Origin of the sequence: Polaromonas sp. YR568 (assembly GCF_943372955.1) — a bacterium.
GTDB lineage: Bacteria > Pseudomonadota > Gammaproteobacteria > Burkholderiales > Burkholderiaceae_C > Polaromonas.
Map to the genome: position 1 here is coordinate 630,001 of NZ_CALSAL010000001.1, position 21,981 is coordinate 651,981.

The 21,981-nt window shown below is 62.5% G+C and carries 22 protein-coding genes; 16 read left to right on the forward strand and 6 right to left on the reverse strand.

The window, feature by feature from the left end; translation table 11 throughout:
* Positions 1–38 precede the first annotated feature (38 nt).
* The 4 genes from AAG793_RS02925 to AAG793_RS02940 form a co-directional block, all read right to left on the reverse strand.
* Positions 39–1,193 carry a HupE/UreJ family protein gene (locus tag AAG793_RS02925; protein ID WP_341903776.1) on the reverse strand — a complete coding sequence of 385 codons (1,155 nt, stop codon included), beginning with the start codon at positions 1,191–1,193 and terminating at the stop codon, positions 39–41.
* Positions 1,190–2,383 carry a hypothetical protein gene (locus tag AAG793_RS02930; RefSeq protein ID WP_341903779.1) on the reverse strand — a complete coding sequence of 398 codons (1,194 nt, stop codon included), beginning with the start codon at positions 2,381–2,383 and terminating at the stop codon, positions 1,190–1,192. Before AAG793_RS02930 ends, AAG793_RS02925 begins: the two co-directional genes overlap by 4 nt.
* 2 nt (positions 2,384–2,385) lie before the next feature.
* The gene (gene upp / locus AAG793_RS02935) at positions 2,386–3,027 is read right to left on the reverse strand and encodes a uracil phosphoribosyltransferase (protein ID WP_341903781.1); all 642 of its coding nucleotides are present in this window, start codon (positions 3,025–3,027) and stop codon (positions 2,386–2,388) included.
* A 172-nt stretch (positions 3,028–3,199) separates the two neighbouring features.
* The gene (locus AAG793_RS02940; protein WP_341903785.1) at positions 3,200–4,726 is read right to left on the reverse strand and encodes a helicase HerA-like C-terminal domain-containing protein; all 1,527 of its coding nucleotides are present in this window, start codon (positions 4,724–4,726) and stop codon (positions 3,200–3,202) included.
* Positions 4,727–4,827: 101 nt separating this feature from the next.
* Here AAG793_RS02940 and AAG793_RS02945 point away from each other — a divergent pair, with 101 nt between their 5' ends.
* The 11 genes from AAG793_RS02945 to AAG793_RS02995 all read left to right on the forward strand — a co-directional run bounded on the left by AAG793_RS02945 (position 4,828) and on the right by AAG793_RS02995 (position 14,765).
* On the forward strand, positions 4,828–5,553 hold the full coding sequence (locus tag AAG793_RS02945) for a YebC/PmpR family DNA-binding transcriptional regulator (protein WP_341903788.1): 726 nt from the start codon (positions 4,828–4,830) through the stop codon (positions 5,551–5,553).
* Between the two features lie 48 nt (positions 5,554–5,601).
* A complete protein-coding gene (purD, locus tag AAG793_RS02950; protein WP_341903791.1) occupies positions 5,602–6,894 on the forward strand; it encodes a phosphoribosylamine--glycine ligase in 1,293 nt (430 codons plus the stop codon).
* Between the two features lie 32 nt (positions 6,895–6,926).
* A complete protein-coding gene (locus AAG793_RS02955) occupies positions 6,927–7,577 on the forward strand; it encodes a 1-acyl-sn-glycerol-3-phosphate acyltransferase (RefSeq protein ID WP_341903793.1) in 651 nt (216 codons plus the stop codon).
* 5 nt (positions 7,578–7,582) lie between these two features.
* Positions 7,583–8,497, forward strand: coding sequence for an oxygen-dependent coproporphyrinogen oxidase (gene hemF / locus AAG793_RS02960; protein ID WP_341903795.1), 915 nt, complete (start codon positions 7,583–7,585; stop codon positions 8,495–8,497).
* A complete protein-coding gene (gene nadD / locus AAG793_RS02965) occupies positions 8,494–9,150 on the forward strand; it encodes a nicotinate (nicotinamide) nucleotide adenylyltransferase (RefSeq protein WP_341903797.1) in 657 nt (218 codons plus the stop codon). Before hemF ends, nadD begins: the two co-directional genes overlap by 4 nt.
* Positions 9,151–9,203: 53 nt before the next feature.
* Positions 9,204–9,995 carry a ribosome silencing factor gene (rsfS, locus tag AAG793_RS02970; RefSeq protein WP_341903800.1) on the forward strand — a complete coding sequence of 264 codons (792 nt, stop codon included), beginning with the start codon at positions 9,204–9,206 and terminating at the stop codon, positions 9,993–9,995.
* Positions 9,992–10,459, forward strand: coding sequence for a 23S rRNA (pseudouridine(1915)-N(3))-methyltransferase RlmH (rlmH, locus tag AAG793_RS02975; RefSeq protein WP_341903802.1), 468 nt, complete (start codon positions 9,992–9,994; stop codon positions 10,457–10,459). Before rsfS ends, rlmH begins: the two co-directional genes overlap by 4 nt.
* A 220-nt stretch (positions 10,460–10,679) precedes the next feature.
* A complete protein-coding gene (locus tag AAG793_RS02980) occupies positions 10,680–11,282 on the forward strand; it encodes a Maf family protein (protein ID WP_341903804.1) in 603 nt (200 codons plus the stop codon).
* A gap of 42 nt (positions 11,283–11,324) precedes the next feature.
* Positions 11,325–12,818, forward strand: a complete 1,494-nt coding sequence (rng, locus tag AAG793_RS02985; RefSeq protein WP_341903806.1) for a ribonuclease G — start codon at positions 11,325–11,327, stop codon at positions 12,816–12,818.
* A complete protein-coding gene (locus AAG793_RS02990) occupies positions 12,815–13,576 on the forward strand; it encodes a polysaccharide deacetylase family protein (RefSeq protein WP_341903809.1) in 762 nt (253 codons plus the stop codon). Before rng ends, AAG793_RS02990 begins: the two co-directional genes overlap by 4 nt.
* Positions 13,557–14,765, forward strand: coding sequence for a glycosyltransferase family 4 protein (locus AAG793_RS02995; protein ID WP_341903812.1), 1,209 nt, complete (start codon positions 13,557–13,559; stop codon positions 14,763–14,765). Before AAG793_RS02990 ends, AAG793_RS02995 begins: the two co-directional genes overlap by 20 nt.
* A gap of 21 nt (positions 14,766–14,786) precedes the next feature.
* Here the strand turns inward: AAG793_RS02995 and AAG793_RS03000 are convergent, their stop codons facing one another.
* A complete protein-coding gene (locus AAG793_RS03000) occupies positions 14,787–15,656 on the reverse strand; it encodes a glycosyltransferase (protein ID WP_341903814.1) in 870 nt (289 codons plus the stop codon).
* Between the two features lie 33 nt (positions 15,657–15,689).
* Positions 15,690–17,438 (reverse strand): lipid A export permease/ATP-binding protein MsbA, encoded by a 1,749-nt coding sequence (gene msbA / locus AAG793_RS03005; RefSeq protein ID WP_341903817.1) that lies wholly within the window; start codon positions 17,436–17,438, stop codon positions 15,690–15,692.
* Between the two features lie 235 nt (positions 17,439–17,673).
* Here msbA and AAG793_RS03010 point away from each other — a divergent pair, with 235 nt between their 5' ends.
* The 5 genes from AAG793_RS03010 to ybgF are packed head-to-tail and all read left to right on the forward strand — an operon-like array spanning position 17,674 to position 21,946.
* Complete coding sequence (locus tag AAG793_RS03010; protein WP_341903819.1) at positions 17,674–18,441, forward strand: glycosyltransferase family 2 protein; 768 nt, start codon at positions 17,674–17,676, stop codon at positions 18,439–18,441.
* Positions 18,399–19,280, forward strand: a complete 882-nt coding sequence (locus AAG793_RS03015) for a glycosyltransferase family 2 protein (RefSeq protein WP_341903822.1) — start codon at positions 18,399–18,401, stop codon at positions 19,278–19,280. Before AAG793_RS03010 ends, AAG793_RS03015 begins: the two co-directional genes overlap by 43 nt.
* Positions 19,281–19,298: 18 nt before the next feature.
* The gene (tolB, locus tag AAG793_RS03020) at positions 19,299–20,588 is read left to right on the forward strand and encodes a Tol-Pal system beta propeller repeat protein TolB (protein ID WP_341903824.1); all 1,290 of its coding nucleotides are present in this window, start codon (positions 19,299–19,301) and stop codon (positions 20,586–20,588) included.
* Positions 20,589–20,648: 60 nt separating this feature from the next.
* Positions 20,649–21,182 (forward strand): peptidoglycan-associated lipoprotein Pal, encoded by a 534-nt coding sequence (pal, locus tag AAG793_RS03025; RefSeq protein WP_341903827.1) that lies wholly within the window; start codon positions 20,649–20,651, stop codon positions 21,180–21,182.
* Positions 21,183–21,196: 14 nt separating this feature from the next.
* Positions 21,197–21,946, forward strand: a complete 750-nt coding sequence (ybgF, locus tag AAG793_RS03030) for a tol-pal system protein YbgF (protein ID WP_341903829.1) — start codon at positions 21,197–21,199, stop codon at positions 21,944–21,946.
* Positions 21,947–21,981: the final 35 nt, after the last annotated feature.

A 21,981-nucleotide genomic window follows, 5' to 3' on the forward strand; every position in this document is an offset into this window, starting at 1 on the left:
CTAGCGCGTAAGTGCTGGCCCTTTTTTATTGGCTTCCGCTACAGATCAAACAGTCGCTGCACCAGCCACCACGCGGCCAGAATCGCCACCAGCACTGAGCCGCCTTTGAGCACACCCACCCGGTAAAAGCTGGTGTGGCGCAGCGAGAACGCCAGTGGTAGGAATACCGCCACGATAGCGAGCTGGCCCAGCTCGACGCCCACATTGAATCCCACCAGTGCCAGCACCAGTGCGCCTGAAGGCAGACCCAGATCGGCGAGTACGGATGCGAAACCGAAGCCGTGAATCAGGCCGAACACAAAGGCCATGACCCAGCGCTTTGAATCGACAGCGCCCCTGAGGTTGTTCAGTGCGGCTATGACCACAGACGCTGCAATCGCCGATTCGACCAGCCGCGAGGGCAGGGTAACGATCTGCAGGGCGGCTAGGCTGAGGGTGATGGAATGCGCGAGCGTGAAGGCGGTAACGACCTTGAAAACCTCTTTGACGGCGCCGCCGAAGCGTGGCGCGCTCTCCCACTGGTTGCCGCTGCGCACCAGCACGGCGGGCAGCAGGAGGGCCAGTAAAAAGAGGATGTGGTCATAGCCGATCCAGATGTGCCAGGTGCCGTCGATCAGATACTGGCGCAGGGTCTGCCACGCGCCAGCAGGTTGCAGCGCCAGCGTTTGCTCGGCTGAATCGTTGCCGAAGATCAGCGCTTGCACAGACTCTACGCCGGGGCTCGTCCATTGCACCAGGCCACGGTGTGAAGGGTCCACTTCAAAGAACAATGAATAGACGGCCTTCAGCGGAGCTTGCAGTGATGCCGCTGCGCCGCATTGGGCGGTGAGGCTGAGCACAGCGTAGGTGCCATCGCTGTGCGTGTCGAGCTGCAAGGGGCCGGTGCTTGCCCAGGTGCAGGATTGATCGGCAGCACTCAAGGCGAGTCGGCTGGTGGCGAGCTGGGTGATGTCGTCGGCGCGCGTGCGTACCTCGCCCCATGTGATCTCACCGTTGCTGTCGCGGTCGAGTTGCAGCACGTAGTCGAGGTCGCGCAGGGCAATGTCCCAGCGCACGGCAATGGCGCTGCTGCCTTCTGCCGCGCGCAGGGTGAGGTAGCTGTCGCTGGGTTTGTGGGCCCAGGCGCTGCTGCTGAACAAGGCCACTACCCCGATCAGCATCCCCAATGCGCGGGCGGCCAGGCGCTGCATCATGGTTTGGCTCCCTTGCTGCGAAGCTGTGCGGCGAGGGCGGCCATGGCCGGGTCTTCGTAGCGGCTGGTCTGCAGCCATTCAAGCGCTGGCGCGGCTGCGGCGGCTTTGTCTGCGGCCAGTGCTGCGCGCATCAGGATTTCCGCGTCGCGCGGTTCCTTCTGGATCTGGTAGTTGTTGGTGGCCAGCAAGAGCGCCTGCGAGGGGTTGCCTTCCACGTCCAGCGCAAAGCGGGCGGCTTCCTGCTCGTGCAGTCTGTCGCCACGCAAGGCAGCGGCGGCGAAACGGTCGCGCAGCTGGGCGGCCCAGTCCCTGGCTTTTGGGTGCTGGATGGCCTTGCCGGCGAGCGCCAGACGCAAGAGCAATACGTCGGAGCGTTCCCAACGTTCCAGCAGCTGGATGACTTCGGCTGGCCGTTGGCGCGCCATCAGCAAGTCGGCGTGAGCGCCCAGCAGGTACTGGTCGGTCAGACCCAGCTTCAGGGCCTTGGTGAAAAAGTCTTCAGCCACATCGGGTTGAGGCAGCCGCATGGCCATCTCGCCGAGCCGGGTGTAAAGCCACAGCAGCAGTTCTGGCGATGCGTTGCGCGTGTCTTTCAGGGCCTGTTGCATGGCTTCGAAGCTGGCACGCAGCTCGCCGGTGGTGGCTTTGACGAAGGTGCGGCAGCCCAGCACCAGCAGTGGCTCGGCCAGTGGTGCCAGTCGTTCGCACTCGGCCAGCGCTTCGGGGTAGCGGGCCTGCACCATCAACACTGCCGAGCGCCACGACAGCGGGCCAGTCGCTGCCGGATTGAGCTGCGCTGCCTTGGCCAGGCTCTGCAGGCTGCCCTCAAAGTTGTGGCTGTATTGCTGAATCAGGCCCTGGATGAACCAGTAATCCGAGTTGTCAGCCGCCGTGGGGGCCATGGGCGCAATCGTCGCTGCGGCATAGCCCACCAGACGCGGATCGCCCTGGGCCATGGCGAGTTCAAAGTACTGCCGGGCCACCTCGATGCGCAGCGCGTTGTCAGCAGGCTTGGCCGCCAGTTGCCGGCGCAGAGACTCCACGCGGCGGGCCGATGGATCGGTCGCGAGGGGCAGCCGCTCCACGACTTCGCTGTCACTGGCCGGCGTGAAAGGCGCGGCAATCAGTTGCGTGCTGATGCCCAGCAGCAAGGCCACGGCCACCCGCCGTGCGGTGCAATGCAGGCCCATGTCTATTTGGTGCCGAAGATGCGGTCGCCGGCGTCGCCCAGACCCGGGAGGATGTAGCCGTGCTCGTTGAGCTGCCGGTCAATGGCGGCGGTGTAGATGGCCACGTCCGGGTGCGCGGCCTGCATGGCGGCAACACCTTCGGGGCAGGTCAACAAACAGACGAACTTGATGGACTTCGGTTTCAGGGCCTTCAGCCTTGCGACCGCCGCAATGGCCGAATTGCCGGTGGCCAGCATCGGATCAACCACCACGATGTCGCGCTCCTGCATGTCTTGCGGCATCTTGAAGTAGTACTCCACCGCCATCAGCGTGTTCGGGTCGCGGTACAGGCCCACATGGCCGACACGGGCGCCCGGCACCACGCTGAGCATGCCTTCGAGGATGCCGTTGCCCGCCCGCAGGATGGACACAAAGACCAGCTTCTTGCCATCGATCACGCGGGACTTCATCCTCTCCAGCGGGGTTTCGATATCGATCTCCTGCGTCGGCATGTCGCGCGTGACCTCATAAGCCATCAGCATGCTGAGCTCATTGAGCAGCGTGCGAAAGGTATTGGTCGATGCGTCCTTGCGGCGCATCAGCGTGAGCTTGTGCTGCACCAGCGGGTGGTTGACGACGTGGACTTGGGCGGGTGGATGGGTCATGTTCGGTGGACGTGGGGTTGGAGGCAAGTCGTTGCGGACAATCTGCTCAGGGTTGGCCTTAGGGGGTTTGAGCCGGCCGGTCAACCATTCCAGTACGCAGGCCGAAGCCAACTGGTTTTCGTTACTATGTGTTGCGGACCCGTGACCCTTGGTGCGTGGATTGTCAGGAGGGTCAACGCCGTTTGCCGCCAAAGATGCCACCCAGCACACCCCGGATGATTTCCCGGCCCACGGCCGAGCCCATGGTGCGCACCGCCGACTTGGCCATGCTTTGCGCCAGGCCGTCGTGCTTGCCGCCACGGGGGCCGGTGCTGCCAAACAGCACGTCGTTGAGCCCGCCGAGGATGCCGCCGGAGCTGTTTTGGCCGGCAGCGCCGCCGTTGGGCGCCTGGGCGGCGCTGTCTGCGGCCGCTTCTGCGCGGACCTTGAGCTTTTCGTAAGCCGATTCCCGGTCGACTGCTTTCTCGTAAACGCCAGCAACCAGCGAGTTCTGAATCAGCGACTGGCGCTGTTGTGGTGCGATCGGCCCGATCTGGCTGCCCGGGGGCAGCACATAGACCCGTTCGGTGATACCGGGTCGGCCTTTGACGTCCAGCAGGCTGACCAGCGCTTCACCTACCGCCAGCTCGGTGATGGCTGTTTCGATGTCGAGGCCCGGCTTTTGCCGCATGGTCTGCGCGGTGGCTTTCACAGCCTTCTGGTCGCGCGGGGTGAAGGCGCGCAGTGCGTGCTGCACACGATTGCCCAACTGTGCCAGCACGGAATCAGGAATGTCCAGCGGGTTCTGCGTCACGAAATACACACCGACACCCTTGGAGCGCACCAGTCGTACCACCAGTTCGATGCGCTCAATCAGCACCTTGGGCGCTTCATTGAAGAGCAGGTGGGCTTCGTCAAAGAAAAACACCAGCTTGGGCTTGTCAGGATCACCGATTTCGGGCAACTGCTCGAACAGCTCGGACAGCATCCACAGCAGGAAGGTGGCGTAAAGGCGCGGCGAGTTCATCAGCTTGTCGGCGGTGAGGATGTTGACCACGCCTTTGCCATCGACCGTCTGCATGAAGTCGCTGATGTTGAGCATCGGTTCGCCAAAGAACTTCTCGCCGCCCTGGCTTTCAATCTGCAGCAAACCGCGCTGAATGGCGCCCACGCTGGCAGCGCTGACGTTGCCGTACTGAGTGGTGAAATCGCTGGCGTTGTCGCCCACATGCTGCAGCATGGCGCGCAGGTCTTTCAGGTCCAGCAGCATCATGCCGTTGTCGTCGGCGATCTTGAAAACCAGGTTAAGCACGCCCGCCTGGGTTTCATTGAGGTTGAGCATGCGGCCCAGCAGCAGCGGGCCCATGTCGGAGATGGTGGCGCGCACCGGGTGGCCCTGTTCGCCAAACACATCCCACAGCGTGACCGGGCAGGCGGCTGATTCGGGCAGGTCGATCTGCCGGTCTTTCAGTACCGCTGCCATCTTCTCGCCGATGCTGCCTGCCTGGCTGATGCCGGTGAGGTCGCCCTTGACGTCGGCCATGAAGACCGGCACCCCGATTTTCGAGAAGCCTTCGGCCAGGGTCTGCAGCGTCACTGTCTTGCCGGTACCGGTGGCGCCTGTGATCAGACCATGGCGGTTGGCCAGGCCAGGCAGCAGCTCACAGTGGGTGGATGCGTTTTTGGCAATCAGCAGCGGAGCGACGGGGGAATTGGCCATGGCGGTGTCCAGAAGGTGAAAAAGTAAAATAGCAGGCGTAGATTAAATCAATTCATCCGTTCCGACCTGTCGGAGCGCAGAAAGTAACCGGGGATTGTGCAGTGGCGGGTCATAGCAAGTGGGCAAATATTCAGCACCGCAAGGGGCGGCAGGACGAAAAGCGCCAGCGCGTCTGGACGCGGGTGATGCGCGAAATCATGGTGGCGGCCCGCATGGGCGGGGGCGATCTGGGGACCAACCCGCGTCTGCGCCTGGCGGTGGAAAAAGCCAAGGCGGCCAACATGCCCAGCGAGAACGTCAAATACGGCATTGCCAAGGCGACGGGCAATCTGGAAGGCGTGCATTACGAGGAAGTGCGCTATGAGGGCTACGGCATCGGCGGCGCGGCCATCATCGTGGACTGCATGACCGACAACAAGGTGCGCACCGTGGCAGAAGTTCGGCACGCGTTTTCCAAGCATGGCGGCAACATGGGCACCGAGGGGTCGGTGGCCTTCCAGTTCAAACACTGCGGCCAGCTGATTTACGCCCCGGGTACCAGCGAAGACAAGATCATGGAGGTGGCGCTGGACTCCGGCGCTGACGACGTGATCACCCACGAAGACGGCGCCATCGAGGTGCTGACCCCCTACACCGGCTTCGAGGCGGTAAAAAACGCGCTGGAAGCCGCCGGCTTGAAAGCGGAGGTGGCAGAAGTCACCATGCGTGCCGACAACACCATCGAGATGTCGGGCGACGAGGCCCGGCGGATGCAGAAGCTGCTGGATGTGCTGGAGGACCTGGATGACACCCAGGAGGTTTATCACAATGCTGCGCTATCTGACTGATAACACCCGCATGGCAGACTCCATGACAACAACAATGAAAGCGTTCGCATGAAAGTTTTAGTGGTTGGCGGCGGTGGCCGCGAACACGCACTGGCCTGGAAACTGGCCCAGTCCCCCAAGGTGCAGGCGGTCTATGTGGCCCCCGGCAATGGCGGTACCGCGCTCGATGCGCGGCTGGAGAACATCAACATCACCGACGTGGTCGAACTGCGCGCCTGGGCGCTGGCCGAAAAGATTGCGCTGACAGTGGTGGGCCCCGAGCAGCCTTTGGCCGCCGGCATTGTGGACGAATTCCGCGCGCATGGCCTGCGGGTGTTTGGCCCGACCAAGGCTGCCGCGCAGCTGGAGAGCTCCAAGGCGTTTTCCAAGGCCTTCATGAAGCGCCATGGCATTCCCACCGCCGAGTACGAAACCTTCACCGACGCCACGGCGGCCCACGCCTACGTGGACGAAAAAGGCGCGCCGATTGTGGTCAAGGCCGATGGCCTGGCCGCAGGCAAGGGCGTGGTCGTGGCGATGACGCTGCACGAGGCGCACGAGGCCATTGAATTCATGCTGGCGCCCGATCCAGCCTTCAATCCGCTGGGCGTGACGCACAACGTGGGCGGCGCGCGGGTGGTGATTGAGGAGTTTTTGCAGGGCGAGGAAGCCAGCTTCATCGTCATGTGCGACGGCAAGAATGTGGCGGTCATGGCCACCAGCCAGGACCACAAGCGCCTGCTCGATGCTGACCAGGGCCCCAACACCGGTGGCATGGGTGCGTATTCACCCGCGCCGGTGGTCACGCCCGAAGTGCACGGCCGTGCGATGCGCGAAATCATCCTGCCCACCATCAAGGGCATGGAAAAAGACGGCATTCCCTTCACCGGCTTTCTGTACGCTGGCTTGATGATAGATGCCGAGGGGCGGCCCAAAACGCTCGAATTCAACTGCCGCATGGGCGATCCTGAAACGCAGCCCATCATGATGCGGCTCAAGAGTGATCTGTACGACGTGATGATGGCGGCCACCTCCGGCACACTGGACCAGATCGAGATGGACTGGGATCGCCGGCCCGCGCTCGGCGTGGTCATGGCCGCGCACGGCTACCCACTCAACCCGCGCAAGGGCGATGCCATTCACGGCCTGCCTGCCGCGACTGAAGACACCATGGTGTTCCACGCCGGCACCCGCAAAGAGGGCAATGGTACGGTGACGTCCGGCGGACGCGTGCTGTGCGTGACGGCCTTGGGTAGCACGGTGAAGGCTGCCCAGCAACGGGCCTATGAAGTGGCCGACGGCATCGGGTTCGACGGCGCCCAGTTCCGCAGGGACATCGGGTACCGCGCAATCAAGGCTTGAGTACCTTCCATTGATGTCATGCTGAAGTCGCCATGACGCCTGACTTGCAGCCGCCGCACCCCCTGCAGTTCCGGGGCAGCTCATGCGCTCGCCTGGCGCTGCGCTGGATGGGCTGGCAGGCCGATTTTGACGGGCTGCCGACACCCCAGGGCGTGGTGGTCGTGTATCCGCACACCTCAAACTGGGATTTCGTCGTCGGCCTGTTGCTGAAGTGGTCGCTGGGCGTGCCGCTCCAGTTCTGGGCCAAGGATTCGCTTTTTCGCATTCCGCTGTTTGGTCGCTGGCTGGCCTGGCTGGGAGGTGTTCCCGTCAACCGCAAGTCGTCGCATGGCGTGGTTGGCCAGATGGCGCGTTTGATGGCAGAAAAGAAGCAGAAGAACGAGTATTTCTGGCTGGCTTTGTCACCAGAAGGCACACGTGGCTACACACCCGGCTGGCGAAGCGGTTTTTACCGGGTGGCGCTGGAGGCGGGCGTGCCAGTGGGTCTGGCCGGCCTGGACTACGCGCGAAAAAAGCTGGTGCTGCGCCATTTTGTCCAGCTCACGGGCGACGAACCGGCCGACATGACGCGGATCGCTGATGCGCTCGGCGACTGCCAGGGCTTGCGGCCGAACAAGGCCGCGCCCGTCCGGTTGCCGCATCTTCATCGCCCGGCAACGGACACAATGCTTGAACAGAGGTAAAAAGAATGACGGAACTTTCTGACGTGCGCAGTTTTCTTCTGGGCCTGCAGGAGCGCATCACTGGTGCGATTGCCGGGCTCGACGGCAAACCGTTCGCGGCCGACACCTGGCGCAAGGAGCCGGGCGAACCGCTGCAGGGCGACGGCGTCACGATGATCCTGGAGCAGGGCAATGTCTTTGAGCGGGCAGGTTGCGGCTTTTCGCATGTGCGCGGTCCCAAGCTGCCGCCTTCTGCCACGCAGCACCGGCCCGAACTGGCTGGCGCGCCGTTTGAGGCGATGGGCGTCTCGCTGGTATTCCATCCGCGAAACCCCTACGTGCCCACGGTGCACATGAATGTGCGCATGCTGGCAGCGACGCCTGTGGGCGGTGGCGAGGCGGTGTGCTGGTTCGGTGGTGGCATGGACCTCACGCCTTATTACGCCTTTGAAGAAGACGCGAAGCACTTCCACCAGACCTGCAAGGACGCGCTGGTGCCGTTTGGTGACGACAAATACCCGCGTTTCAAGCAGTGGTGCGACGAGTATTTCTTCCTCAAACACCGCAACGAGCAGCGCGGTGTGGGCGGCGTTTTCTTTGACGACTTCCATGAGCTGGGCCAGGAGAAGAGCTTTGCCATGATGCAAAGCGTCGCCAACGGCCTGATTCCGGCGTATCTGCCGCTGGTCGAGCGGCGAAAAGACACGCCCTATGGCGAGCGGGAGCGAGACTTCCAGCTGTACCGCCGCGGCCGCTATGTCGAGTTCAACCTCGTCTGGGACCGGGGAACCCACTTCGGTTTGCAGTCAGGCGGGCGCACCGAGTCCATTTTGATGTCGATGCCGCCTCTGGTCAGCTGGTCGTACCAGCGCCAGAACGAAGCGGGCTCTCCGGAGGCGCGATTGACGCAGGACTTCCTTATCCGTAGGGACTGGGTGTGACACCCACACCGCGGCCGGGCGTGCGCCGCATCGGCATGTTCGGCGGGGCGTTTGACCCACCGCACTGCGCCCATCAGGCGCTTGCCCGGGCGGCTGTTGAGCAGTTGGGTCTGGACACGCTTTACGTCATCCCGACCGGGCACGCCTGGCACAAGCCGCGCGCACTCAGTGCCCCTAAACACCGGCTTGCCATGGCGCAACTGGCGTTTGACGGTCTGCCCCAGGTGAAGGTCGACGACCGCGAGATGCGGCGAGCCGGCCCCAGCTACACCGCCGACACGCTGGCCGCATTGCAGGGCGAGCACCCCGGGGCGCAGCTCTACCTGCTGATGGGTGCGGACCAGTTTGCCGTCTTCGGCCAATGGCAGCGTTCTGGCGAGATACGCGACATTGCTATAATTTGCATAGCTGATCGCTCCGGTGCTGCGTCAGATTCCACGGAATCCCTGCAGTCATCGCAACTTTCATCAGATCGGCAAAGCGCCGTTTTGACCCTGAACCTGCCGCTGATGCACGTGAGTGCCACGCAAATCCGCGAATTGGTGGCTGCCAGTGGGGCACTGGCCCCGAAGGCCCCGGACTTGTCCGGGCTGGTTCCCGAGCCTGTGGCGCGTTATATTGCAGCCCATCGGCTGTACCAAACTCAAGGTTAAAGCCGGAACCAAAGCCGGCCTTCACCGTTTTCACCCCTCAAGCAAAGTACTGAATGACCCCTACCACTGCCAAAACCACGGGCATCGATGCCAAAAAAGATGTCCAGAAGCTGCAGCGCGCCATCGTCGATGGTCTGGAGGATGTGAAAGCCCAGGACATTCAGGTGTTCGACACCGAGCACATCACCTCGCTGTTCGAGCGCGTGATCGTCGCCTCGGGCACGTCCAACCGCCAGACCAAGGCCCTGGCGGCCAGCGTGCGTGACGCGGTGCGCGATGCCGGCTTCAACAAGCCCCGCATCGAAGGCGAAGACAACGGCGAGTGGATCATCGTGGACTGCGGCGCGGTCGTGGCGCACATCATGCAGCCCACCATTCGCCAGTATTACCACCTGGAAGAGCTGTGGGGCGACAAGCCCGTGAAGCTGAAACTCGGTGCTCCCGCGCCGATGGCCAAGGCGTCCAAGCCAGAACCGGTGGCAGAAGCCAAGCCCAAAGCGGGCGCTAAAACCGGTAACAAGGCCGCATCCACCAAGCGCGGCGCTAAGCCGGCCGTGAAAGCCGCCAAGCCTGCTCCCCGCGATCCTGAGCCGGGTTATGTGGGCCGCGTGGGAAAAACCAACGACTGGACCGCTAAACGCAATCTGGCAGCACCTGCGGCAGAACCTGCTGCCAAGCCGGCCAAACCCCGCGCAGCCAAACCCGCAGCGAAGATTCCGCTTGTCAAGGTGCCAGTGGCGAAGAAAGTCGCAGCCAAGAAGACTGCGGCAGCCAAAACGGCCAAACCTGCCTCCAAAGCATCCAGCAAACCCGCTGCGAAGAAAGCCGCACCGCGCAGCCGATGAGGCTCACCATCGTTGCCGTGGGCCAGAAGGTGCCTGACTGGGCGCAAACGGCTTACGACGACTACGCCAAGCGTTTCCCGCCGGAGCTCAAGGTTGAGCTCAAGGCCGTGAAAACGGAGCCGCGCGCTTCCAAGACGCTGGAAACACTTTTGTCCGCAGAGCGCGCCCGCATTGAGGGCGTGATCGCACGGGGCACCCACGTGGTGGCGCTGGACGAGCGGGGCACCGCTGTCACCACCGTGGCGCTGGCCGAGCGGCTCAAAAGCTGGCAACTGTCAGGCGACGATGTGGCCATCGTGATTGGCGGGCCGGACGGGCTTGACCCGGACTTCAAACGCGCTGCCCACGAACGTCTGCGCCTGTCGGATCTGACCTTGCCACACGCCATGGTGCGCGTGCTGCTGATCGAGCAGCTCTACCGGGCGTGGAGCATCACCATCAATCACCCCTATCACAGAGAGTGATGGAGCCCCCACGCTTGTCGCTTCGCGTACTGCGCTGCCCCCCGAGGGGGCCGTCCGCCTGTGGCCCGGCAAAGCCGGTTCCACGGCTCAGCTGGTCAAGGCATGCCCTCGCCTACATCCGTTATTCAGTTTCATTCGTCCTGAGCCTGTCTAATTATTCTCCCGCGTCCGTTCGCCCGGAGGTATTGAAGGGCAGTATCAAACCAGACCGTCCATGCCTATGAGTCCATTTATCTACCTCGCTTCCCAGAGCCCGCGGCGCCGGCAGTTGCTGGAGCAGTTGGGCGTGGCCTACCAGCTGCTGCTGCCTGATGCTGATGAAGATGCAGAGTCGCTGGAGGACGTGCTGCCCGGCGAATCGCCCACCGCCTACGTTCAGCGCGTGACGCGGCTCAAACTGGCGGCTGCTGTCGCACGGATGAAGCGGCGCTCGCTTGCGGCGGCGCCGGTGTTGTGCTCTGACACCACAGTCGCCCTCGGTCGCACCATTTACGGCAAACCCGCCGATGCGCGCGATGCGATGCGAATGCTGGGGGAACTCTCGGGGCGTACCCACCGAGTGCTGACCGCTGTGGCGGTGCAGCGCGGCCGGCAGGTGCACGAAGCCCTCAGTGTTTCACAGGTGTCGTTCGAGCCCATGAGCGCCGCGCAGATCAAGGCCTATGTGGCCACTGGCGAGCCGCTGGGCAAGGCGGGTGCTTATGCAGTGCAGGGCAGGGCGGCCATGCACATCCGCCGCATCAGTGGCAGCTACTCTGGCATCATGGGCTTGCCGCTGTACGAGACCACGGCCTTGTTGCGAAAGGCCGGTTTCAAGTTCTAGGGCTTTGGCCCGCCCGCGCGTCGGCCTCCCTACAATCCTTGCATGTACCAAGACATCCTGATCAACTGGTCGCCCCAGGAAACCCGTGTGGCAGTGGTCGAGCACGGGGCGGTGCAGGAACTGCACGTCGAGCGTACCCTGGAGCGGGGTCTGGTCGGCAACGTGTACCTCGGCAAGGTGGCCCGTGTGCTGCCGGGCATGCAATCGGCCTTCATCGACATCGGACTGGACCGCGCGGCTTTCCTGCATGTCGCCGACCTGATGAGCAGCATCAACAGCCGGCATGCCGAACCCGAAGCCGTCGCAGGCCCCAATGGCAACGGTACGCCAACACTCCTGCCGATCGAGAAACAGCTCTTCGAAGGGCAGTCGGTGATGGTGCAGGTGCTGAAGGACCCCATCGGCACCAAGGGCGCGCGCCTCACGGCGCAGATCAGCATTGCCGGCCGCCTGCTGGTGTTCCTGCCGCAGGACAACCACATTGGTGTGTCGCAGAAAATCCCGCCGCGCGAACGGGAAGCGCTGCGCCAGCGGGTGCAGACGCTGGCGGGCAGCGCGGGTGGTGGCTTCATTCTTCGCACCAACGGCGAAGACGCGACCGACATCGAACTGGCTGACGACATTGCCTATCTGCGCAAGACCTGGGCACGCATCAAGGACGCCTCCATGCGGCTGCCACCCGCGTCAGTGCTGCACCAGGACCTGAGCCTGTTGCAGCGCGTGCTGCGCGACCTGGTGGTTGAGAACACCCAAACCATCCGCATCGATTCGCATGAGCAGTTCGACAAACTTCACGCCTTCGCCACAGAGTTCATGCCGGCCACGGTCAGCAAGCTGCAGCACTATGGCGGCGAACGGCCGATTTTTGACCTGTTCAACATTGACGAGGAGATCGCCAAGGCGCTTGGCCGGCGCGTGGATCTGAAGTCCGGCGGCTACCTCATCATCGATCAGACCGAGGCCCTGACCACGGTGGACGTGAACACCGGCGGTTTTGTCGGTGCCCGCAATTTCGACGACACCATCTTCAAGACCAACCTCGAAGCTTCGCAGGCCATCGCCCGCCAGTTGCGGCTGCGCAACCTGGGCGGCATCGTCATCGTTGACTTCATCGACATGCTGAAGGACAACCACCGCGAGGCGGTGCTGGCCGAGTTCCAGAAGCAGCTCGCGCGTGACCGCATCAAGACCGCGGTGAACGGCTTCTCGGCGCTGGGTTTGCTGGAGATGACCCGCAAACGCACCCGCGAATCACTGGCGCACCAGCTCTGCGAGCCGTGCAGCGCCTGCAGCGGCAAAGGCGTGGTGAAAACCGCGCGCAGCGTGACGTACGACATCCTGCGCGAGATCCTGCGCGAGGCCCGGCAGTTCAACCCGCGAGAATTCCGTGTGGTGGCCTCGCCGAAAGTGATTGAACTGTTCCTAGACGAGGAAAGCCAGCATCTGGCCAGCCTGAGCGACTTCATCGGCAAACCGGTGTCATTGCAGGCCGAGGCGGCCATGGCGCAGGAACAATACGACATCGTTTTGCTGTGAAGCCGACGACCACTGCCAACCGAAAGCCAATCGCGATTCTGGTGTATCACCAGATCGCACCAGCGCCGCCCAAGGGTACGCCTTTTCGCAGTCTGTGCGTGTCGCCCACGGCGTTTGCACGCCAGATGGCATTGTTGAGGATGTTGGGTTACACCGGGCTCTCGATGACTGCGCTGGAACCCTATCTGCGCGGCGAGCGCGACGGCAAGGTGTTTGGCATCACCTTTGACGACGGCTACCAGAACAACCTCACCAATGCCCTGCCGGTGTTGCAGCGGAACGGCTTTTCCTCGACCTGCTACGCCGTCAGTGGCTTGATGGGCCAAACCAACGTTTGGGACAAAGACATTGGCGTGCCGCAAACCCCGCTGATGACCGAGGCCGAATTGCGCCAGTGGGTGGCTGGTGGGCAGGAGGTGGGCTCGCACACCGATCAGCATGTGAACCTGATGGAGGCCAGCGACAGCGTCGCGGAAGCCGACATGCAGCGTGGCAAGGCTGTTCTGGAGTCTGTGCTTGGCACGCCGGTGACCCAGTTCTGCTACCCGTATGGCCGCTACGAATCGCGGCATCGCGCCATGGTCGATGCGCTGGGTTTTGCGACGGCCACCACGACAGCCCGCAGCCGCTGCCTGGCTGGCATGGACATGCTTGAGCTGCCGCGCGTGCCGGTACACCGGTCCACGAGCCTGCCGGTGCTTTGGATGAAGCTGGCAAGCGCCTATGAAGACCGGCACGATGAGCCTTCCGCAAACTGAGACCGTGGGTTTGACAGCTGCTGCCGCCGTTCCCCGGTGGCGCGTGGCAGTGTTCAACCGCACCTTCTCTGCCACGGGCGGCGGCGCCGAGCGCTACTCGATTGCACTGGTGGAGGAACTGGCTGCGCGGCATGAGGTGCATGTGTTCGCGCAGGAAATCCACCACCAGTGGCCCGGAGTCACCTACCACCGCGTTTCAGCCCCTTTGCGCAAACCGCGCTGGGTGAACCAGCTGTGGTTTGCCGCTGCCACCTGGTGGGCCACCCGCCGTGGCTTTGACGTGGTGCACTCACACGAAAATTCCTGGCATGGCGATGTACAGACGGTGCATGTGATGCCTGTGCTCTACAGCCTTTTTCGGGGGCGCAGCGGCTGGCGCCGGCTGTTGCGCCACATCAAGGTCTGGACCAGCCCACGCCTGCTGACCTACCTCGGACTCGAGCGGGCACGCTACGCGCCCCAGCAGGGTCGGCAGGTGGTGGTGACCTCTGACCATATTCGTGCGGTGATGGCGGAGAGCTACCCGCAGTGCCTGCCCATGCTGTCGGTGATCACGCCTGGTATTCACCTGCCGGCTTCAATACCCACCGCGACCACCCGGGCGGCAGCCAGAACCCTGCTCGGTCTTCCGCAGGACTCTCCGTGTCTGCTGTTTGTCGGCAATGATTACCGCAAGAAAGGCCTGCCGACTTTGCTGCAGGCACTGGCCAGGCTTGCGCCTGAGGTGGTGCTGGCCGTGGTCGGCAACCGTGCACACATTCCGGAGTTCGAGGCCGAAGCAGGCGCGCTCGGACTGCAGGACCGGGTGTTCTTTCTGGGTTCTCTCCAGGACGTGGCGCCGGCGTATGAAGCGGCTGATTGTCTGGTGCATCCGACGCTGGAAGACACTTTTGCCATGGTGGTGCTGGAAGCCATGGCGCACAGCCTGCCGGTACTGGTCAGTGGGCCGCGCTATTGCGGGATTGCCGGGCTGCTTCAGTCAGGTATCAATGCCATCCTGATGGACGACCCGACAGACGCCGCCGCCATGGCGCAGACACTGACCCAAGTTCTGACCGATGAAGGGGTGCGATCAGCGTTGGCCACGAACGCACGCGAATTTGCGACAGCCTACCAGTGGCGTGAGCTGGCCCTTCAGCAGGAGCAGCTGTACCACAAGGTCGTGCTGGCGCGCAGAAAGCGGGGTTGATGCCGCTCTTCTGCGAGGGAGTCAGGCCACCAGCTTGAAGTGCTTGCGGCTGAAATCCAGACCCGTCAGGCTCTCGATCTGCCGCATGAAGTGGTACTTGTTTTCCTTGGGCGTCGGCTTGTAATTCGGGTCGATGTTGAGCGTCTGCTCTGCCTCGGTCGCCAGCCAGTGCTTGACCGCTTCCGGATGTGTGCCGGTGAATGGCGCCAGTGCCCGCTGGTCAAACTGGCTGTACACAATCTTCGCTGCAGGGGTTGCCCAGTACTTGCTCACTGCGTCCATTTTCTTCTGCATCTCCTCGTTACGGCGAATCCAGCCGTAGTGGTAGATGTAGGCGTTGGCCAGCGCGGCGTGGGGGTTGCGGCCGCGTTTGTGCTGGGTGGTGACCAGCCAGTACTGGCCGTCTGGTGCGTAGCTGCGGATGGTGTTGCGGATCAGGCGGCACTCGCGGCGGTACCAGCCCGGGCTGATGGAGATCCAGTCGGGTGAGCCGTAAAAATGGCGGTAGTCGAACACCAGGGCTTCCACTGCGGGGTTATTGTGGTGTCGCTCCACGCTGGCGCGAATGGCATCCAGTTCGGCTTCGTGCACGACCTCGTCGCCTTCCAGATAAAAAGCCCAGTCGCCCGTGCAGGAGTACTGCGCGATCATCTTCTGCTGCGCGTAGACAAAGCCACGGTCTGACATGCGCTCGTTCCAGAGCGTTTCGATGATGCGGATCTTGGGGTCGCCAATCGCCTTCACCCGCGCCAGGGTGGCGTCGGCACCTTTGCCCACTGCGACAACAAACTCGTCGACCAGCGGCAGCAAAGACCGGATCGATGCCTCAAAAGGAAAACCCAGGTCCACACCGTTGCGGATGAAAGTGAAACCACTGATGGAAGCAGGCATCGGGAAGGCTCTCAGGAACGTGGAAGGGGCAGGTCAGCGGTTGGCCGACTGAAAACCGAGGTGATAAAGGTGCGCGTAAGGCCCATTGTTTGCAAGCAGCTCGCTGTGCGTGCCGCTTTCGACGATGCGGCCAGCATCCATCATGATGATCCGGTCCGCGTGCTGCACGGTCGACAGCCGGTGCGCAATGATCAGCGAGGTGCGGTTGGCCATCAGCCGCTTGATGGCCTCCTGCACGGCCAGTTCGGATTCGGTATCCAGCGCAGAAGTGGCCTCATCGAGGATCAGTAAGGGCGCGTCCTTGTACAGCGCGCGGGCAATCGCCAGACGCTGGCGTTGGCCACCCGACAACTGCATGGCATTGTGGCCCACCAGCGTGTCGAGACCGTTGGGCAACTCGGCCAGAAGGCCGCCCAGATTGGCAGCAACAAGACAGGCCTGCGCCCGGTCCCGGTCGACAACCTGACCCAATGCAACGTTTGCCGCCAGACTGCTGTTGAGCATCACGACGTGCTGGCTGACAAAGGCGATCTGCGTGCGCAGGGATGCGATGTCCCAGTCCCGGAGAGGATGTCCATCCAGTGTGATCTCGCCAGAGGTCATGTCCACGAAACGTGGCAACAGGTTGACCAGCGTGGTTTTACCCGAACCGGAGGCGCCAACGACGGCGAGCGTTTCTCCAGCCCGGATGGACAGTGACACCTGATTCAAGGCAGGCACGGCGTCCGCCTTGTAGACAACAGTGACATCCGAAAATGTGATGTCGCCATGTGCCCGCGCCTTGGTGAAGGAACCACCGCTCTCGTCGAGCGTCTGGTCGAGCAAGTCCAGTCCGCGTTCGAGGGCCGCGAGTCCGCGCGTGATCGGCGTGGTGGCATCAGACAGGCTCTTGACCGGCGCCACCAGCAGCAGCATGGCGGTTACGAACGCCACGAAGCCGCCCACGGTGGTGGTGTTCTCTGCACTTTGTACCAGCGCGATGGAAATGACCGCCGACAGCGCCATGGCTGCCAGCACCTGGGTGATGGCGCTCATGCCGGCGTAGGCGGCCGTGCCCTTCATCGAGAGCCGGCGCAAGGTGTTGCTGAGCGTATTGAAGCGCTCGGCCTGGCTGGCCTGCGCGCCGTGAAGGCGCACGTCGCGGTGCGCCAGCACGTTCTCCTCGACTACGTAGGCCAAGTCATCGGTCGCCGTCTGGCTCTCGCGGGTGAGCCGGTACAGGCGCTTGGAGAGCACCTGGATCACATAGGCCACTGCCGGGAAGAGCAGGGCGACAACCAGCGACAGTTTCCAGTTGAGGTAGAGCAGATAGCCGATCAATGCCAACAGGGTCAGCACATCGCGTGCCAGCTTCAGTACCGCGTTGATCAGCATCGACGAGCCGTTGAACACCTCGTACACCACAGTGTTGGCAATGGCGCTGGAGCTCTGGTCGGCAAACAGCGTCAACCGGGCGCGCAGCAACTTGTCGAACATGGCCTTTCGCAGAAGGAGCAGACCGTCATTGGTGATTTTCGAAAGCGCAAACTGGGCCAGAAAACCCGCGAGGCCACGGATCGTGAACAGCAGCATCAGCGCCACGGGGACCAACCACAGATTGAATCCGTCCTGCTTGAACCCGCGGTCCAGCAGTGGCTTCATTAGCGCGGGGACAAAAGGCTCGGTGATGGATGCAGCAATCGTGGCCCCGATGGCCAGCGCCCAACCGGCACGTGACTGGCTGAAATAAGGCCAGACGCGGGCAATGCGCTTCGAAAGCGGCGACGCAGGGGCCTGGCTCATACGGCTGCCAACCTGCCGATGAAGGCCGCTTGCCAATCGACAGTGGTGAGTCGAACGCTGAATGTTTTGGTGTGCAAAGTGGACTGGGGGTCGTCGCCGGAGAAGAGCGGATTATCGGCGATTCCATACCTCTTCCGGCATGCTTTTCACTCGGGACGCTCTGCTATGCTCAAAGTCCTGACGCCACTTTTCTGCGGCAAAATCTGATGCGTCAACGTCTTCCCGAAGGTTTGTATTGACCCGTCTTTCCGTCATCCTCATCACCCAGAATGAAGCCCACAACATCGAAGCCTGTCTTCGATCGGTGGCCTTCGCGGACGAGATCGTAGTGGTGGACTCAGGCAGTACCGACAACACCGTCGAGCGGGCTACTGCCCTGGGTGCGCAGGTGCACTTGCGCAGCGATTGGGCCGGGTTTGGGGTTCAGAAAAACCGGGCCTTGGCATTGGCCTCTTCCGAGTGGGTGTTGTCCATCGATGCCGATGAGAGGGTGACCCCTCAGTTGCAGCGCCAGATTGAGCAGGCCATTGCGGCGCCGACATTTGATGTCTATGAGCTTCCCCGGTTGTCCAGCTATTGCGGGCAACCAATCCGGCATTCAGGCTGGTACCCCGATCGGGTGAAGCGGCTTTTCCGCCGTGAGGCAGCGACTTTTTCGGACGATCTGGTGCATGAGCGCCTCGTCACCCAGTCGCGGGCGGGTCGTCTGGATGCCGACCTCTTGCACGAAAGCTTCACATCGTTTGAGTCTGTGCTGGACAAAATGAACCGCTATTCTTCTGCCGGCGCGAAGGGGCTGCTGGCGAAGGGCCGCAAGGGATCGCTGGGCAGCGCGCTGGGCCATGGGCTGTGGGCCTTCTTGCGCACCTATGTTTTCCGCTTGGGGTTTCTGGATGGGCGTATGGGGCTGGTACTCGCCATCTCAAACGCCGAGGGCACCTATTACCGATACCTCAAGTTGTGGCTGCTGCAACGCGGAGAGCAGGCGTCCCGGGCGAAATGAAAATCAGCTTTGTCGTCCTGACCTACAACCGCACGGAGGCCTTGCTGCCGGTGCTTCGCTCGCTCGCAGCGCAATGCGACGAGCGGCATGAAATCCTCATCGCAGACGATGGGTCTCGGCCTGAGCATGTGCAGATGCTGCTCAGCGGTTGCCCCGCGTTCCGCTGTCCGGTGCGCCACGTGTGGCATCCCGATGTGGGGTTCACGGCAGCGCAGGCGCGCAACCTTGCAGCGTCGCACGTCACAGGCGACTACCTGGTCTTTCTGGATGGTGACTGCATTCCCAATCAGCGCTTTGTGGAATGGCACGCCCGTCTCGCCGAGGCGGGCTGCTTCGTCAATGGGAGCCGGGTGTTGCTGAGTCCTTCCTTGACGGAGCAGGTGACTTCCGGCGCCGTTGACTTGCCTGCGCAGCCGTTTTCCTTCTGGTGGCAGGCCCGCATTCGTGGCGACAGCAACAAACTGTTGCACCTCCTGAACTGGCCATCCAATGTATTCAGGGTAAAACAGGGCTTTCAATGGCGCGGTATCAGGAGCTGCAACTTTGGTGTGTGGCGATCTGATTTCATCGCGGTCAACGGATTTGACGAAGTGTTCAGCGGCTGGGGGCACGAAGACGCCGATCTGGTGCTCAGGCTCAATCATCTGGGTTTGAAGCGCAAGAACGGATTTCTGGCCACCGAGGTGTTTCATCTCTGGCACCCTGAAAGCAAGCGTGATCACGAATCCGTCAACCGGGCCCGCGTTATCGAACGCATGAAAACTGCCTGCGTGAGGGCCGAAAAAGGTCTTCAGGAACTCACACCGACTGCGTCCGTCAAAATAACGACACTGAACTGAACGACCATCCATAAAACAATGAACAACCCGCCTTCCTTCAGCCGCCGCTCCACCCTGGGTTTTCTCGCTGCCGGTGCGATTCCTGCGATGCCAGCGTTGGCCCAGTTCCGCATCGAGGTTTCCGGAGTCGGCCTCACGCAGGTACCGGTCGCCATTGCGGCGTTCAGGGGCGACGCGCAGTCTCCCCAGAAAGTCGGCAGCATTGTCCAGGCTGACCTGGAGCGAAGCGGCATGTTTCGCGGCGTTGACACCGCAGGCTTCGCCGCAGATGAAAGCACGCGACCCGATCTGGCCAGCTGGCGCCAGAAAGGCGCAGATGCGCTCGTCACGGGCAGCGTCACGCAGCTGGCCGACGGGCGCTTTGACGTCCGGATGCGTCTGTGGGACATCGTGCGCGGGCAGGACCTGGGTGGCCAGAACTATCCGGTCGCCGCCTCTGAGCTGCGTCTTGCAGCCCACCGCATCGCAGACTTCATCTACGAGAAACTCACTGGCGAGAAGGGCATCTTCTCGACCCGCATTGCCTATGTCACCAAGACTGCTCAACGCTATAACCTGTGGGTGGCCGATTCGGACGGGGAGGGCGCGCAGTCCGCATTGACCAGCCCGGAGCCGGTCATTTCACCCGCATGGTCGCCCATGGGCGGTCAACTGGCGTATGTGTCTTTTGAGTCCCGCAAGCCAGTCATTTACGCGCATGAGGTCGCCACGGGGCGCCGGCGGCTTCTGGCCAACTTTCGCGGCTCCAATAGTGCACCTGCATGGTCGCCAGACGGCAAGCAACTGGTGGCCACCCTCAGCCGGGACGGAGGCTCCCAGATTTACGCCCTGGGGCTCAATGGCGGCGAGCCACGCCGGCTGACGCAGTCTTCCAGTATCGACACCGAGCCGGTGTATTCGCCGGACGGCCGTTTCATTTATTTCGTGAGCGACCGTGGTGGTGCGCCTCAGATTTACCGAATGAGCCCTTCGGGCGGCAACCCGGAGCGTGTGACGTTCACAGGTGGCTACAACATTTCCCCCGCCATCAGCCCGGATGGCCGCTGGCTCGCCTATATTTCCCGCGTGGGCGGCGCATTCAAGCTGCATGTCATGGAACTTGCGGGCGGTGCGGCAACTCCCATTTCTGATACCAGCGCTGACGAGAGCCCCAGTTTTGCGCCCAACAGTCGCCTGATTGTGTACGCCACCGTGAGTCAGGGCCGCGAAGCGCTGATGACCACCACACTGGACGGCAAAATCAAGGCCAAACTGTCGGGCGCCAGCGGAGACATCCGTGAGCCCGACTGGGGTCCGTTCCAGCGCTGACCGCTGGGGTTTGGCAGCCATCCCTGTTTTTCGAGTTTCAATTCACTTTCGAGGTATCCGATGAAGCATCTTGTTTCCAAACTTTTCCTTTCCGTGGCCCTGGTGGCAAGCCTTGCTGCCTGTGGCTCTAATGTGAAACTGGACGAAGTACCGGTGGAAGACAGGACTGCTGCAGCTGTTCGCCCAGCCGATCCGGGTGCCACCGGTAACGCCGTGGCGCCCGTGCAGCTGGACGGTGCCAATGCCTCGGCCGCCGGCCCCGCCAACACCCCGCGCATCATCTACTTTGACTTCGACAGCTATGTCGTCAAGTCCGAATTCCAGCCTGCGATCGAGGCGCATGCCCGTTTCCTGGCGGCCAACAAGGCACGCAAAATGGCGATTGAGGGACACACGGACGAGCGTGGCGGCCGTGAATACAACCTGGCACTCGGACAAAAGCGCGCTGAGGCGGTGCGTCGTGCACTGGGCCTGCTGGGCGTGCAGGATGCACAGGTCGAAGCCGTGAGCTTCGGCAAGGAGAAGCCGGCAGCCACTGGTTCCGATGAGAGCGCCATGGCCAAGAATCGCCGTGCCGAGATCAACTACCGTTGAAAGCGGAGCACACCTTGACGTTTTTCAAAGCTGCTTTGGCCGCACTGGTTTGCGGTCTGGCCTTCCAGGCCCATGCCGGGCTGTTCGAGGACGACGAGGCGCGCAAAGCCATTCTCGACCTGCGGCAGCGGTTCGAAGCCACTCAGGCAGAACTGAAGCGCTCGACGGACGACAACGCCCAGTTGCGTCGCAGCCTGCTGGACATTTCCAACCAGATGGAGGCCTTGCGCTCCGAGCTGGCCAATCTGCGCGGGCAGAACGAAAAATTGGCCCGCGATATCGCTGAGGTTCAGCGCCTGCAGAAAGACATGTCGCAGGGTGTCGATGAGCGCCTGCGCAAGTTCGAACCTGCCAAGGTCTCTGTGGATGGGCGTGAGTTTGTGGCCGAACCCGCCGAAAAGCAGGAATTCGAAGCCGCGCTGGCCACGCTGAGAAAGGGCGAATTTGCCGCGGCGCAGACTGCTTTCATGAACTTCATGAGGCGTTACCCGCAGACGGGTTATCGCTCTTCGTCACTGTTCTGGCTGGGCAACGCCCAGTATGCGCTGCGCAACTACCGCGACGCCATTACCAATTTCCGCACGCTGGTCACCGCCGATCCCGAGCATGGCCGCGCCCCGGAAGCGCTGTTGTCGCTGGCCAATTGCCAGGTGGAACTCAAAGACACCCGCGCGGCCCGCAAGACGCTGGACGATCTGGTCAAAGCCTATCCCCAGTCGGAAGCGGCTTCTGTTGCCAAAGACCGCCTCTCCAAGCTGAAGTAGTCCGCACTGAATACCGCGTGGAAGGACTCCACGCG